A 13,790-nucleotide genomic window follows, 5' to 3' on the forward strand; every position below is an offset into this window, starting at 1 on the left:
TAAAATACTGTAAATCCGGCGAAATAATATCTTTTCAAAAAATGATATTTTCACCAAGGGATAAGTGCGCCCTTTTTTCGAAAAAAATATTTTTTTATTTATCTATTGACATTTATTAGCTGGACTTAATAAAAAGGAATAGCAACATTGACTGTCATCCTGCGACTGAATAAACATGGTTTATTACCAATGATAAGAGTCCGGGCTCAAAGTCCCACTTGTTTGTGCCTTGAGCGAAGCGAAAGGAATGATAAAAACTATGAAGGAGTTTTTGGGTAAAATACGGACTCCCCAAAAGTTATATTTCATTCGGAAGCAAGTGCTTATTTCCATGGGCATCCTGCTGTTGGGGGCTTTTATGGGGGCTTTTTCAAAATATTTGGACTACCGGCAGGCAAACCTCCCGACGTTACTGCACCTGATTGACCGTGCAGTGGATTTGCATAACTTTCTGGGGAAATTAGCACCCTGGCTTGTTATTGCGGTGTGCATTGCCGTTTACAGCACAACACCTATCAAGGCTGGCATCAATGTTTTTGCCTTTTTTGCGAGAATGGTATCAAGCTACTACTTGTACAGCAATTTCATAGCTGGATTTTTCCCGAAAAGCTATGCCCTTATCTGGATTACATTTACGGCGGTATCCTCTTTCTTCGCATTTTTGTGTTGGTATGCAAAAGGTACAGGGTGGATTGCTTTGCTCCTGGCCTCCGGGGTTACGGGGGCATTGCTGAACTGGAAATACAGAGAGGAGTGATTCACTGTGTATACTAAAGACTTAGATTTTAGATATGCTAAACGAGAAGACACAGCATTGATTTTGCAATTTATCAAAGAACTTGCTGATTATGAAAAAATGCTTAACGAAGTCGTTGCTGATGAAAAAACATTGGAGGAATGGATTTTTGACAAACAAAAGGCAGAAGTGATTTTCGCTGTAGTAAACGGAAAAGAAGTTGGCTTTGCTCTTTTCTTTCACAATTTCTCTACTTTCTTGGGTAGAGCCGGAATTTACCTTGAAGATTTGTATGTAGAGCCAGAATGCAGAGGAAAAGGATATGGAAAAGCAATCCTAAAAAGACTGGCGGCCATTGCTGTTGAACGTGGTTGTGGCCGATTAGAATGGTGGTGCCTTGACTGGAATAGATCAAGCATTGATTTTTACCTTTCTTTAGGAGCAGAACCCATGTCTGACTGGACAGTATATCGTATTACAGGGGATACACTTACCAACCTTGCAAAGTGATCTGAGAAGCCGCTGCAAAAGAGTGTGGTGGGAGAGTCCGGGATATCGGGATCAAGTTTTCCTTAAAAGAAACTTATACAGATGATGAGTGTCGTCTATGCCTACTACGGCGGTCAACCTTACCCGCAGCGTAGCAAGGGGAGCAAGGTAAATACGGATTTTTGGTTAAGTTTCATGCAGTCCTCTTGACATTATTTCGGCATACCGATATAATAATGGCAGAGAGGATGTGGCAGGAATGATGATCGAGAGCTTGCTGAAAAAGCGCAACATGACAAAATACAGATTAGCCGTAGACGCGGGAATCCCTCACGCTACGCTCAACGATATATGCAGCGGTAAGACAAAGCTTGAAAAATGCTCTGCTGAAACGGTGTATAAGCTGGCAAAGACGCTTGGCGTGACAATGGAGCTCTTAACTGCCGAGGGAATCCATCAGGCAGAAAAGGAACGCTCCTATGAGTACGGACTGCCTGCATATCTGAAGCATGATTTGGACGCATACAAGGACGGATTGAAAAACAAATCTCCTCTGCTTGACTGCCTGTGGGGAGAACTCTATGGCAGTATCAATATTGCTGAGATTAACGACGGCGTGATCACAAAGGAACATGCCGATTATCTCAGAGCAAAATATCTTTAAGGAAATGATGACGAATGGCTGAAAAAATTGATTTTACAAACTGTCGGGTGGTACCCGGCAGAGCATACAACGGAGCAAACGGCAAGAAGATTGCCGTAGAATATGACGGCACACTGTATATGCTGAAATTCCCACCCTTCGGCAAGAATAAGCCCACTGGGCTTTCCTATACCAATAGCTGTTTCAGCGAGCATATCGCAAGCAGTATCTTCAATCTGATCGGCGTAAGGGCGCACGAAACCATGCTTGGCACATTTAAGGTAGGCGGCAAGGAGAAGATTGTCTGTGCCTGCAAGGACTTTACAGCGGACGGAAAGAGATTTTTTGATTTCTGTTCCATCAAGAATACGATTCTGGAATCAGATTCAAATGGTACGGGAACAGAGCTTGAAGATATACTTGATACGATTGGAAAGCAGCAGTACGTTTCGCCCGAGGTGTTGGAACGGCACTTTTGGGATGTATTTGTTGTAGATGCCTTACTTGGAAACTTCGACCGTCATAACGGAAATTGGGGATTCCTGTTTGATGAAAAAACGGGAGAATCAAGCATAGCACCCATCTACGATTGCGGAAGCTGTCTTTTGCCGCAGGCGGATGAGAAGATCATGAATGAAGTGCTGTCAAACGAGGATGCGCTGCATTCGAGAGTTTATCTGTATCCGACCTCTGCCATAAAGCAGAACGACAGAAAAATTAACTACCGTGATTTTCTAATGAGTGCGGAATATGAAGACTGCAGTGAGGCAGTCAAACGGATTGTTCACCGGATTGATATGGAAGTAATTAGTGAATTCATTGATTCTACACCATATCTGTCGGATCTGCAAAGAGCCTTTTACAAGCACTATATAAAGGCGAGATACAATCTGATCCTTGTTCCAGCTTTTGATTTGGCAGTCAGTCTCGAACAGGAGCCGAACAAGCCGATAATGGGAATGTAACAACAGAATACTTTATTAGAGGACGCTGAAAAACCGGCGTCCTTTTTACTCAAGAATCATTTAGATAGCAAGAGTCGGGTGCAGACTTGAAAAGCTGCATCCGACTTTTCCTGTTCTCTCCAGACTGAGAATGTCATGACATGGCAGCATTTCCAGTATTTATGCCGACTTGAATTTCCTAATCCAATAAGGTATAATACTTATTAGATTAGGTTGGGGGAGGATGGCTATGTCACGGATGAAAACAGGCAAAGAAGCAATCATAAGCAGAGCAGCGCAAATGGCAAATGAGTCTGGGGAACAGAGCATTTCTTTGAAACTATTGGCTCAGGATTTAGGAATTCAGCCTCCGTCATTGTACTATTATTTCAAAAGCCTGGATGACCTCAAGCGGGAGCTGATGCTCTATGGATGGCGCCAGATGGAGGAACAGCTGCTCCGCTCCATGATTGGGGTAAGCGGTTATGATGCGATCCGAGCGGTGTCCTATGCCTTTTACAGGTTCGCTGTCAATAATCCGGGTGTACTTAATGTAATGCTGTGGTACAACCAATATGAGGATAAGGAAACTTCAGAGAATACCTCTGAACTGTTTGCCGCCCTCCATAGAATCATGGATTCACTGAATATTTCTGAGGAAAGCCGCCTGCATCTGATCCGAACCGTAAGGGGCCTTCTGCAGGGGTTTATCCTGCTGGTCAATCATAAGGCTTTTGGAGATTCCCCCTCCATAGAGGACAGTTTTGAATTTTCACTTAATGTTCTGATAGAGGGCATGAAATCGTTGGAAGGAAAATAGGAGGGGATGAAATATGTTGGGCAGCAGCTCAAATTATGGGATTTGAAAAAGGCTACCGCAATCCCACTGGCTTTAGACGGTGGGTTAAGGTAGCCAAAAGTAGCGGTCTGTGATACACTTCCTCTATGGGAACATGGAAATCAAAAAACAGACACAAATAAAGACCATATACACTATATGATAGAAACAGAACCAACGATGTCCGTTAGTAAAATTGTAAATCTGATGAAAAGCTACACAACATATCATATTTGGGAGAGATATCCGAACCATCTCAGAAGTCATTTCTGGAAAGAACATACTTTTTGGACAGACGGATAATTTATGACAACAGAACTGCTAATGTTCTGTTGTATGCCTGTAGCGTGGGTAATGTTTCAGAAGAAATGTTAAAGAAATACATAGAAAACCAAGGGTAGAAAAAAGGGGGCGGCATTAAATGTTAAAAGCGTATAAATATAGAATATACCCAAACAATGAGCAGAAAATCCAGATTGCAAAAACGTTTGGGTGCTACCGCTTTGTGTATAACCAGACATTGGCATATCGGAAAGAAGCATACGAAAAAGAGGAAAAGCCTGTCAACGCTTCTAACAGAAATGCATCAAACAAGAATGCATCAAATCAGAATTCTTTCTAATCATTTAATCTGGTTGTTATTTACCAGCCATCTGTTTTTCTTGCTGCTCGATCATTTTCTTAACCATATAACCACCAACAGAACCATTCTGTCTTGATGTCAGGTCTCCGTTGTAACCCTCTGTTAACGCCGTCACAAAAGATTTATCTGTCAGGAAGTGGACATGTCCTGTTTGCGGGGCAGAACATGACAGTGATGTAAATGCGGCAAAAAATATTCTTATGGAAGGATTAAGACAGATAGCATAAAACGGTAATCATATAGGGTCGGTGCGACCCGAATTTACGCCTGTGGAGATAGTAGGTTGCGAGGTCGATGAAGCAGGAAGCCCATTGGCTTTAGACAATGGATGGTTCACATATAGTTACGCAGTGTAAAAAGAGGGTGTTTTGAATGAAGAATAAAATACTGTTGATCGATGATGAGAAAGATATTGTGGACCTGATTGCAGAAGCTTTACGGCAGGACAGCTTTGCGTCCATTAAGAAAGCCTATACAGGTGCGGATGCGATCCCCATATGCAGAGAATACCAGCCGGATGTGATCGTTTTAGATGTGATGCTGCCGGATATGGATGGCTTTGAGGTGTGCAAAGCCATCCGGGAATTCTCTATCTGCTTTTTGGCCAGTCGCTCCTTACGCTTTTGCCGTCTGGTGTCTGAACGGAAATGATCAGAAAGTATTTACAGAGGATTTCAAAGATCAAATTATTTTTATAGATAACATTCCGCAGGTCAAGCAGTCCGGGCTTGAGCAGCTTCAGAAGCACAAGGTCGGCATTCAGATCATCGACAGCTCCGGAAAGGTGGTTTTTGGTTATCGGGAACCGGAGCAGTCCGATGAAGCGTATTCCGGTACGGAGCTGCTGCAGCTTGTTCTTGCCGGAAAATCAGCGGATGGAGAAATGACTGTCTTTTCAGGTGTAGCCTTTGACGCCGAAAAAGAATATGCCTATCTCTTATATTTTCCCGTGAATGTATCCAAAGTCACCATGTATGTAAACGGGGAACGCCGCAAGCATTATGCCGAGGTGATGCTGAAAAATATCTCCTATATGGAAAAGCTGGTTGACGATCTGAAGCTGACCTATCAGTTAGAAAACGGTATGATTCCCATACACGGGAGAATCAGATCATTGCCCGTTTCCTGAAGGAGCTGGTCATAGACATTTTGAATACGCCGGAATACGAAACACGCAGCATCCATTTTGAAAGTGAAGAAGAAACGGTGATGTTCCCGTTTGACCAGATGCTTTTCACCAGAGCGTTTCGGAATTTGATCATCAATGACTTTGTGCATGGAGAGGAGCATACGGAGGTTACAGTAAGCATACCGGCGTCCAAAACCGCATTGAAAATTGAAGTCGCAGATAATGGAAAGGGCATGAGTGCAAAAGCGGTCCGGCATCTTTTCGACCGTTATTATCGTGGAACAAATACGGAACAAAAGCCGGAGGGAACGGGGCTGGGTCTCGCAATCGCAAAAGGGATCATTGACCTGCATGGCGGCGTAATCTCTGTTTCCAGTATTCCGAATGTGGGTACTGCTTTTCAAATCGAATTTCTTATCAGTTAAGGTTAATTAAGGTTGCCTAAAAATTAGATTAAGGTTGGCACGCTATTCTATTTTATATGATAGGTGCCAGCCTTTTTTTAGTTTGGAGGTGAGAGGATGAAGGGTAAGTGGAAAAAAGCGGTTTCTTATCTAATCACGATTGCGGTTACGATCTGTGTCTGTCTTGCGATTGTCGCAGTTGTGTTACGTCCACAGACTTTGAGCATCGGTACGGTTGACTTAAACACGGTTGCGGATGGTGAGTATATCGGCGTATGCCAAAACAAAATTCTTTTTGCTGTTGTTAAGGTAGAGGTTCAGGACCACAAAATTACCGATATTGAGGTTGTGGAGCATAAAGCTTCCTATATGGAGCAGGCAAAGCAGATTGCTGGTGCGGTTTCCGCAGCGCAAAGCCTGGAGGTGGATGCCATATCCGGCGCCACGCTCACCAGTGATACCGTATTAAAAGCAATCGAAAACGCATTAGAACAGGACGGTAAGCCGTCTGATGGAAAGTAGGTGCAGTCTTGAAAATTATCCTGAAATATATTTTAACGAATGTCAAAGAGCGGAAGACGAGAACAGCGGTCATGCTGCTGTCTATTCTGCTCTCTACCACCTTATTGTTTGTATCGTTCTCTATCGGAGGATCCTATGAAAGCGCCCAGCGGAAGATGGCCCGCGGTATGGCAGGCAGCGCCACCCTGTCCGTAACCGCTGTGGAGGGGGAGATTGCGGAGAACGCCCTGCCGGAGCTGTCTTCTATCCGGGCAAGCGTTCCGTTGCTTACAGGGGCAGCCCTATACCATGAGGACGGATATTATGAAACCTTTGACTTGATTGGAGCAGACATCTCCAAGCTGAATGCGATTAATCCGCCCCGGTTAGCGGATGGCGGAGAGATTGCAGACTTTACCGGGAACAAGGTAATCCTGCCGGACCGCTTCGCTTCAAAATATGGGATTCAGGCAGGTGATACCATTACGCTGCAGATCGGAGGACAGCCGGCTTCTTTGGAAGTGGCGGCAGTAGCCGCCTATGATACGGTTTTTCTCCGCCATACCAGAGGCACGACAGCTCTTCTGCCCCTTGAGACATTGTCTGAGCTGTTAGGCAAGACGGACGGCTATTCGGAAATTTTAGTGGAGCCTGCAGAGGGGGGGGCTACTTCAGAACTGAAAAGTGAGCTGTCCGCAGCCTTGCCGGAGGGCACATACCGGGTATCGGCAGTCGTCAATGAAGCGCAGATTGCAGCGGATGCAAGGCAGAAATCCATGCCATTCTTCCTCATCAGCTTTTTCTCCCTGACTATGAGCGTCTTTATCATTTACAGCAGCTATAAGGTCATTACCTTAGACCGTCTGCCGGTAATCGGAACATTCCGCAGCATCGGTGCGACGCAGAAAGCAGTTACCCGAATCCTCCTGTTGGAAAGCGGGCTGTATGGAATCCTGGGAGGGCTGATTGGAATTCCGGTGGGTACACTGGTTCTGAAACTTATTTTACAGGGGATGGGGCAGTCACTTTCCCAGGGGATTGAAATTCCGATTGTCATTTCACCCTTCAGCATTATTTTTTCCTTTGCTGTGGCAGTGGTGGTGTCCCTGCTGTCCGCATGGATGCCGGTACGTCGTGCCAGCCGACTTCCGATCAAGGATGTGGTGCTGGGCAGCGTGGAAGAAAAGCAGGTTCCCCGGCGTTTTATCCTGGCCGCAGGCGTGGTGCTTTTTGTGGTTTCCATCATTCTGCCGAAGCTGGCCTCCGGAAATATGCTGTATCTATTTGGCGGGTTTTCCCTGCTGGGGCTGATCGCCGCCACGATTCTGATTGTTCCGCTGCTGACAAACCTGATGGCAATGGGATTGGAGCGTATCTATTGCGCGGTTTTGGGGAATACAGGCAGGCTTGCCGCCCGAAATATGCGGGATAACAAAAATACGGTCCAGAACATTACCTTGCTGTTTATCAGCATTTCCGCTGTGATTGCAATCACGGTCGTGGGTAACTTTGTTACAACCTATGTCAGTGACGTGTTCAATGGCGCGGAATTACAGGGCTTTGCGGACGGTTACATGGAACAGGAGTTTGTAGACCAGGTAAAAGAGATGGATGGGATAGAAAAAGTGCTTCCCGTCTATGTATATGAAAACCAGATGCAGGCAAACGGCACGACGCTTGGCAGACTGGAGGCAACCGATGATCTGGATTGGTATGGTTCCATGCTGGCGCTCCATTACACGGAAAAGGGAATGGAGGAGCAGGCGGTTTCTGCCTTTGCCGGAGAGCGGGCCGTAGTGCTTAGCGAAAGCTGTATGGACAGGACCGGCTTTGCGGTCGGAGATACCTTATCTCTGTCAGCAGGCAGCAGCCAGGCGGATTACAGGGTCGTTGGCAGCTTCAAGTCGAGGGCTACGGATGTGGAGGCAGTGATTCCTTCCGCTTTTGCAGTTTCCGATTTTAATGCATTTGCCTATGATTTCCTTGCCTTCACCGCCGCAGATCCGGATGCAATCATGGTACAGATCCGTGACCTGTTTGGCGAAACGTCAAACTGGAGCCGGACGGTAGACGAATTTAACACAGATGCACTTTCTACCGTGGGAGCCTTTTTGCAGCCCATGCACAGCATGACCTGGTTCATTTTACTGCTGGCTACGGTGGGCGTGATTAATAACCTGCTGATCAACTACATCCAAAAGCGGCGCAGTATTGCCATGTATAAGTCCGTGGGTCTTTCCAACCGCCAGAATATGAAAATGACATTGATTGAGGGCTTTTCCTCCGGCCTGATTGGAGCCGTGATTGCCATTTTTGTTTCCTATATGGAGATCCAGACGATATTCCTTGTGGCCGGACCTAAGATTTCGATGGTGCCCAAACTGGATGCAGTCACGTTTTTAGCCGCCGGCGGCATGGGAATTGCCGTGACACTGCTCGGCTCTGTTGTTCCGATTTTTAAGAGCTGCAGGATGAAGCTGGTGGAAGAAATCAAATTTGAGTAATTCGGAATGAAGGAGGTCTTTTAAAATGAAACAAAATGTTGGCAAGATTGCCGTTGAAGGAAAGCATATCATCAAGAATTTTCAGATTGGCAGCACGACTACAAAGGTGCTGAGAGATATTTCCCTGCAGGTGATGCGGGGGGAGTTTGTATCCATCATGGGACCGTCCGGTTCGGGCAAAAGCACCCTGCTTTATATCCTCGGAGGCCTGGACGCCCCGACCAAAGGCCAGGTTTTACTGAATGGGACAGATATTTCCCGCTTTGGAGATGAGAAAATGAGCCAGATCCGCAGACAGAAGATTGGCTTTGTCTTTCAGTTCTATAACCTCATCCCGAACCTGAATGTGGAGGAAAATATTATGCTCCCTTTGCTTCTGGACGGGAAAAAGATGGGCAGCTATAAAAAGCAGCTCCATCAGATTTTGGAAATTGTCGGTCTGTCAGAACGTCGTAAGCATACGCCCCGTGAACTGTCCGGCGGCCAGCAGCAGCGTGTGGCCATCGCCCGAGCCCTGATTGGCAATCCTGAGATCCTCTTCGCAGATGAACCCACGGGAAACCTGGACAGCGAGACCGGAGCGGAGATTATGAACCTGTTGTGTGAGATCAATCAGACCATCGGCCAGACGATCATTATGGTAACGCATTCCCCGGAAGCAGCAAAAAGCAGCGGCCGCGTGATTACCGTACAGGATGGCGTAATTATTTAGATCTATTGGATATAGACGATACCTATCTCTTTTTATAGAATAGGTATAAAAGAACGGTATTCGACAGACCTTAACGAAAAATAGCAACATTATGCAAGAAAAAGGCATATGTATAAACTATAATGATATTATTGGAGTAATTTTTGCGGAGGTGACTTATGGATAATTCCAACAGTAAAATTGTTTTTGACGAAAAACTGAATATAGAGGTATTAACACTGACAGGAATGATTGAAAGTTTGCCACCGCATTTTCATGATTACTATGAATTAGGCTATATCGAAAGCGGGAGCCGACGAGTAATATGTCAAGGTAAGGAATACACCATAGGAAAAAATGATTTGCTCCTTTTCAACCCGAAAGATAATCATACTTGTTTGGAATTGAAAAAGGAACTGTTAGATTTTAGATGTTTCCACATCACTACTGAACGCATGGAAGAATTGACATTGGAATGTTTAGGATTTGCCATATGTCCGTATTTTGAACCGCAGATTGTTTATCAGAGTGATCTTATTCCGCAAATCACAGAGTTGATTGACTTGATTGAGAATGGTTCATATTGCGATTTACAAAAGGAAGAATTGCTTTATATGATCATTGGTGATTTGGTTGCAGATTATTCTCAACCATTGGAATGCGAACAAATAGAAGCTTCGGATATCGTAGAACGTGCTTGTGAGTATATTGAAAGGCATTACGCCTCAAACATATCTTTATGCGATTTAAGTACCTTTACAGGTTTTGGCAAGTACCACTTTATACGGATGTTTACGAGAGAAAAGGGAATATCTCCTTATCGCTTTATTGAATGTACTAAAATGACTGAAGCCAAAAAAATGCTGAAGGCCGGAGAAGATTTATCAAATATTACCTATCAGCTTGGTTTTAGCAGCCAAAGCCACTTTACTAATTTTTTCAAGAAATACGCCATGGTTACTCCAAAACAATATAGTAAGCTTTATAATGTTTAAATGAATTTTTTCATAGAGCATGGACCTACACTAACAGGAGATGATGATATGGGAAACTAGCCGTGATAGAAATCTCTGAGTCAGGAGATAAAATTGGAGAAAAACTGCTTATGCTGTTAAATGTGCAGCAGCGGCTTGTACGTGTGAGAGGACAAGTGATTGAGTTAACAGCGAAAGAATTTGATATTCTTGCGCTATTGCTCACACATCCCAAAAGGGTATTTACTTATGAACTGATCATGGAGTTGGTCTGGAACGAGGATTATACTTTTTATTCCAAAAAAGCGGTAAGCAATCACATGAGTAACCTGCGGAAGAAACTCAAAGTTACACCGGATGCTCTGGACTATATTAAAAACATTGTTGGTGTCGGCTATAAATTTGAAGCGCTATAAAAAACATATAATCTGCCATTGTTAGCAGAATAGCGGTAATCGTCAAGAATCTGGGTAAACTGGCCTGCCAGCTCGCCGTGCCTTGACGGTTATTTGCGATTCTGCTATTGTTGTTTCATATGCGATTTTGACACATAATAAAGACAGATTATCGCAATGTAAGGAGTAATGCAATGAATGAAAAAATCTTAGTGGTTGATGATGAAAAAGAATTGGCCGATTTAGTTGAAGTATATCTGAAAAACGATGGATATACCGTTTATAAATTTTATAATGGCAAGGATGCACTAAAGTGTATTGAATCCGTGGAACTGGATTTAGCCATACTGGATATCATGCTTCCGGATGTTGACGGCTTTCAGATCTGCCAGAAAATCCGGGAGAAGTTCTACTTCCCTGTTATCATGCTGACAGCCAAAGTCGAGGACGGGGATAAAATCATGGGGCTGTCCGTTGCAGATGATTATATTACGAAGCCGTTTAACCCGCTGGAAGTGGTTGCGCGGGTAAAGGCGCAGCTAAGGCAGTACATGAGGTACAAGCAGCCCGGCATAAAGCAGGAGGCTGAACGCACGGAATACGATATCCGGGGAATGACAATCAGCAAGAGCAGCCATAAGTGTATCCTGTTTGGAAAGGAAATTCAACTGACGCCAACGGAGTTTTCCATCCTTTGGTATCTGTGCGAGCGTCAGGGAACGGTTGTTTCTACAGAGGAATTATTTGAGGCAGTATGGGGAGAACGGTATTTTGACAGCAATAATACCGTGATGGCGCATATTGGGCGCCTCAGAGAGAAAATGAAGGAACCGTCAAGAAACCCGAAATTTATAAAAACCGTGTGGGGAGTGGGATATACCATTGAATAATAAAAACAAGACCAGTCATGAAGATGACTATTTACTTTTTAAGAACAGACTGTCCGTTAAAATACTGCTGATGATGGCGTGCGCCATTCTGATTATAGCGGTGGTTTATCTGTTCGTCTTAAAAGATAATTTTGCAAATGTGGTGGTAGCCATATTAGAACGTTTCATTTATCATGACCGGGATGAGGCGGTGGCTGTTTACCTGAGAACCTTTAAGGCGTATGAGATATGGCTTTTCCTGATCGCCGTCATGGGAGTGTTTTTCATCATTTTTCGCCGTTATCTGGACAGTATCTCAAAGTATTTTAAGGAGATCAACCGGGGGATTGATACCCTGGTGCATGAAGATACCAATGATATCGCCCTGCCTCCGGAACTGGCTTCGACCGAAAGGAAAATCAATTCCATACGGCATACACTGACGAAACGGAAAACGGACGCCGAGCTTGCGGAACAGCGGAAAAACGACCTTGTCATGTACCTGGCTCATGACCTGAAGACCCCGCTTTCATCGGTCATAGGATATTTGAACCTGTTAAGGGATGAAAAGCAGATCTCAGAGGAACTCAGGGAAAAATATCTGAACATTTCGCTGGATAAGGCTGAGCGTCTGGAAGAACTGATTAACGAGTTTTTTGAAATTACAAGGTTTAACCTTTCAAACATCACGCTTGTGTACAGCAAAATCAATCTGACGATGATGCTGGAACAGCTGGGGCATGAGTTTAAGCCGATGCTGGCCGGAAAAAATCTCAAATGTGAATTTGATGTTCAGCCGGATATGATGCTGTCCTGCGATGCCAACAAGCTGCAGAGAGTGTTCGATAATGTGCTGAGAAATGCCGTCATCAATGCTTGGAATTATTGTTTTTCTTGTTTACGCCGATACGCTATTCCTCAAATATAAATCACGGGAAATTGGTGTTTTCCTCTCCCTCGGAATTGACCGGCGCAGCGTACAGAAAATTATCACAAAAGAATTTACTGTGCTATTCCAGCTTGCGGCATTACTCGGATTGTTTTTGTCGGTTCCTCTTGCCTATTTGTGTTGGTCACTCCTGAACGTATTTTTAAGGACACAGGAAACGGCGTTCACAATCGGCTGGATGGGACTTGCGGTTTCTCTAGTTTTTGCGATTGTATCATGGCTGATCCTGCGGACGGTAAATCGCAAGTATATCCAGACCGTGGATATTTTGAAAATCTTGAAAAGCTCGGATGAAAACGAGAAGGCGAAAGACGGCAGCACATTCCGTCTATTCATGGGATGTATGTTTGTTCCAACTGGAATTGTAGCTTTTTTTACATTACAGAACATCGGTGGCGTTCTATGTACGTTTCTTGCCTTTATCGGTTTAGCTCTCGCTGTATGGGGGGTCTATCTTTTGATTATCCAGTTGGCGTCAATCGGAGATATTCTGAAACGGTTTCGTGCGCAAGCCTATTACAAAAACATCGTGTTTTACAATTTGCTGAAGCAGAAGATCAGACAATATACAAGGTCTATTTTTGTCGCTACTCTGCTCATCATTTTTACCATTTTCGGTATTGGCTTTATCGCTGCCGGGTTTATTGATGGATACAATGTAGCACTTAACGAGCCTTATGACTACACCATCTGCACAACCGCTGACAAAGGAGAAATGACAGAGGAACGCATTTATAGAATTGCGGAAGACAGCAATGCTGAAATAACGGAGATTGTTCGCATAGACAGTCTTTTGCTCGGTGTGGAAAGCACCTATAAAGATGGATCGACCGATTGGAGTTCTCGTGTTGTCATAAGTCAGAGTAATTTCAATCACATTTCGGGGCAGAACATTGTTGTCCCAGAAGGCAGCTATACCCTGTATTATGACAGCTCCATGCAGTATAAGAAAAATGCTTTTTGTGGCGATAATAGCTTATTTTATAATCCGACTACACAGGACGAAACCTACCTCATAAAAATGAGCCGGTATGCGTTGATCGGCTTTTTAACTCACGCTCATTCTTTTCGTCGTTTTTGA

16 protein-coding genes and 4 pseudogenes are annotated in these 13,790 nt (G+C 44.3%); 19 read left to right on the top strand and 1 reads right to left on the bottom strand.

The window, feature by feature from the left end:
• The first annotated feature begins 229 nt into the window (after window positions 1-229).
• From E1963_RS03545 to E1963_RS22875, 7 genes and pseudogenes are all read left to right on the top strand, one after another.
• On the top strand, window positions 230-757 hold the full coding sequence (locus tag E1963_RS03545) for a hypothetical protein (RefSeq protein WP_145964155.1): 528 nt from the start codon (window positions 230-232) through the stop codon (window positions 755-757).
• A gap of 6 nt (window positions 758-763) precedes the next feature.
• The gene (locus E1963_RS03550) at window positions 764-1,246 is read left to right on the top strand and encodes a GNAT family N-acetyltransferase (RefSeq protein ID WP_132275361.1); all 483 of its coding nucleotides are present in this window, start codon (window positions 764-766) and stop codon (window positions 1,244-1,246) included.
• A 238-nt stretch (window positions 1,247-1,484) separates the two neighbouring features.
• Entirely contained in the window at window positions 1,485-1,889 is a 405-nt protein-coding gene (locus E1963_RS03555) for a helix-turn-helix transcriptional regulator (protein ID WP_132275364.1), read from the top strand.
• A gap of 14 nt (window positions 1,890-1,903) precedes the next feature.
• Window positions 1,904-2,833, top strand: a complete 930-nt coding sequence (locus E1963_RS03560) for a HipA domain-containing protein (protein WP_132275367.1) — start codon at window positions 1,904-1,906, stop codon at window positions 2,831-2,833.
• 229 nt (window positions 2,834-3,062) lie between these two features.
• Window positions 3,063-3,632 (top strand): TetR/AcrR family transcriptional regulator, encoded by a 570-nt coding sequence (locus tag E1963_RS03565; RefSeq protein ID WP_132275370.1) that lies wholly within the window; start codon window positions 3,063-3,065, stop codon window positions 3,630-3,632.
• A 150-nt stretch (window positions 3,633-3,782) separates the two neighbouring features.
• Window positions 3,783-4,051, top strand: a pseudogene (gene tnpA / locus E1963_RS23305) (IS200/IS605 family transposase); the annotation flags it as partial.
• A gap of 20 nt (window positions 4,052-4,071) precedes the next feature.
• Window positions 4,072-4,272, top strand: a complete 201-nt coding sequence (locus tag E1963_RS22875) for a helix-turn-helix domain-containing protein (RefSeq protein WP_330570670.1) — start codon at window positions 4,072-4,074, stop codon at window positions 4,270-4,272.
• Window positions 4,273-4,288: 16 nt separating this feature from the next.
• Here E1963_RS22875 and E1963_RS03580 read toward each other — a convergent pair.
• Window positions 4,289-4,399 (bottom strand): annotated as a pseudogene (locus E1963_RS03580) (small, acid-soluble spore protein, alpha/beta type); the annotation flags it as partial.
• A gap of 28 nt (window positions 4,400-4,427) precedes the next feature.
• On the opposite strand from E1963_RS03580, the pseudogene E1963_RS03585 reads away from it, so the two are divergent.
• The 12 genes and pseudogenes from E1963_RS03585 to E1963_RS03635 all read left to right on the top strand — a co-directional run.
• Window positions 4,428-4,520 (top strand): annotated as a pseudogene (locus tag E1963_RS03585) (zinc ribbon domain-containing protein); the annotation flags it as partial.
• A 145-nt stretch (window positions 4,521-4,665) separates the two neighbouring features.
• Complete coding sequence (locus E1963_RS03590; RefSeq protein ID WP_132275373.1) at window positions 4,666-4,944, top strand: response regulator; 279 nt, start codon at window positions 4,666-4,668, stop codon at window positions 4,942-4,944.
• Window positions 4,945-5,077: 133 nt separating this feature from the next.
• Window positions 5,078-5,422 (top strand): hypothetical protein, encoded by a 345-nt coding sequence (locus E1963_RS20375; protein WP_243117545.1) that lies wholly within the window; start codon window positions 5,078-5,080, stop codon window positions 5,420-5,422.
• A gap of 20 nt (window positions 5,423-5,442) precedes the next feature.
• Window positions 5,443-5,847, top strand: coding sequence for a sensor histidine kinase (locus E1963_RS20380; RefSeq protein WP_243117546.1), 405 nt, complete (start codon window positions 5,443-5,445; stop codon window positions 5,845-5,847).
• Between the two features lie 96 nt (window positions 5,848-5,943).
• Window positions 5,944-6,348 (top strand): FMN-binding protein, encoded by a 405-nt coding sequence (locus E1963_RS03600; protein WP_132275376.1) that lies wholly within the window; start codon window positions 5,944-5,946, stop codon window positions 6,346-6,348.
• Between the two features lie 17 nt (window positions 6,349-6,365).
• Window positions 6,366-8,831 carry an ABC transporter permease gene (locus tag E1963_RS03605; protein WP_167482115.1) on the top strand — a complete coding sequence of 822 codons (2,466 nt, stop codon included), beginning with the start codon at window positions 6,366-6,368 and terminating at the stop codon, window positions 8,829-8,831.
• 25 nt (window positions 8,832-8,856) lie between these two features.
• Window positions 8,857-9,543 (top strand): ABC transporter ATP-binding protein, encoded by a 687-nt coding sequence (locus E1963_RS03610; RefSeq protein ID WP_132275379.1) that lies wholly within the window; start codon window positions 8,857-8,859, stop codon window positions 9,541-9,543.
• A gap of 158 nt (window positions 9,544-9,701) precedes the next feature.
• Window positions 9,702-10,517 (top strand): AraC family transcriptional regulator, encoded by an 816-nt coding sequence (locus tag E1963_RS03615; protein WP_132275382.1) that lies wholly within the window; start codon window positions 9,702-9,704, stop codon window positions 10,515-10,517.
• Between the two features lie 62 nt (window positions 10,518-10,579).
• Window positions 10,580-10,912 (top strand): winged helix-turn-helix domain-containing protein, encoded by a 333-nt coding sequence (locus tag E1963_RS03620; RefSeq protein ID WP_315974365.1) that lies wholly within the window; start codon window positions 10,580-10,582, stop codon window positions 10,910-10,912.
• A gap of 173 nt (window positions 10,913-11,085) precedes the next feature.
• Window positions 11,086-11,781 (top strand): vancomycin resistance response regulator transcription factor VanR-D, encoded by a 696-nt coding sequence (vanR-D, locus tag E1963_RS03625; RefSeq protein WP_132275385.1) that lies wholly within the window; start codon window positions 11,086-11,088, stop codon window positions 11,779-11,781.
• A pseudogene (locus tag E1963_RS03630) lies at window positions 11,774-12,652 on the top strand (sensor histidine kinase); the annotation flags it as partial. The gene vanR-D and the pseudogene E1963_RS03630, both read left to right, overlap by 8 nt.
• On the top strand, window positions 12,633-13,790 hold the full coding sequence (locus E1963_RS03635; RefSeq protein ID WP_167482102.1) for an FtsX-like permease family protein: 1,158 nt from the start codon (window positions 12,633-12,635) through the stop codon (window positions 13,788-13,790). The pseudogene E1963_RS03630 and the gene E1963_RS03635, both read left to right, overlap by 20 nt.

Origin of the sequence: Extibacter muris (assembly GCF_004345005.1) — a bacterium.
In the GTDB taxonomy this organism is placed as follows: Bacteria; Bacillota; Clostridia; order Lachnospirales; family Lachnospiraceae; genus Extibacter; species Extibacter muris.

Coding starts and splice junctions, on each gene's coding strand:
- E1963_RS03610 (WP_132275379.1), top strand. CDS start 8,857: ATGAAACAAAATGTTGGCAAGATTGCCGTTGAAGGAAAGCATATCATC.
- vanR-D (WP_132275385.1), top strand. CDS start 11,086: ATGAATGAAAAAATCTTAGTGGTTGATGATGAAAAAGAATTGGCCGAT.
- E1963_RS03590 (WP_132275373.1), top strand. CDS start 4,666: ATGAAGAATAAAATACTGTTGATCGATGATGAGAAAGATATTGTGGAC.
- E1963_RS03555 (WP_132275364.1), top strand. CDS start 1,485: ATGATGATCGAGAGCTTGCTGAAAAAGCGCAACATGACAAAATACAGA.
- E1963_RS22875 (WP_330570670.1), top strand. CDS start 4,072: ATGTTAAAAGCGTATAAATATAGAATATACCCAAACAATGAGCAGAAA.
- E1963_RS03615 (WP_132275382.1), top strand. CDS start 9,702: ATGGATAATTCCAACAGTAAAATTGTTTTTGACGAAAAACTGAATATA.
- E1963_RS03600 (WP_132275376.1), top strand. CDS start 5,944: ATGAAGGGTAAGTGGAAAAAAGCGGTTTCTTATCTAATCACGATTGCG.
- E1963_RS03635 (WP_167482102.1), top strand. CDS start 12,633: ATGCTTGGAATTATTGTTTTTCTTGTTTACGCCGATACGCTATTCCTC.
- E1963_RS03560 (WP_132275367.1), top strand. CDS start 1,904: ATGGCTGAAAAAATTGATTTTACAAACTGTCGGGTGGTACCCGGCAGA.
- E1963_RS03565 (WP_132275370.1), top strand. CDS start 3,063: ATGTCACGGATGAAAACAGGCAAAGAAGCAATCATAAGCAGAGCAGCG.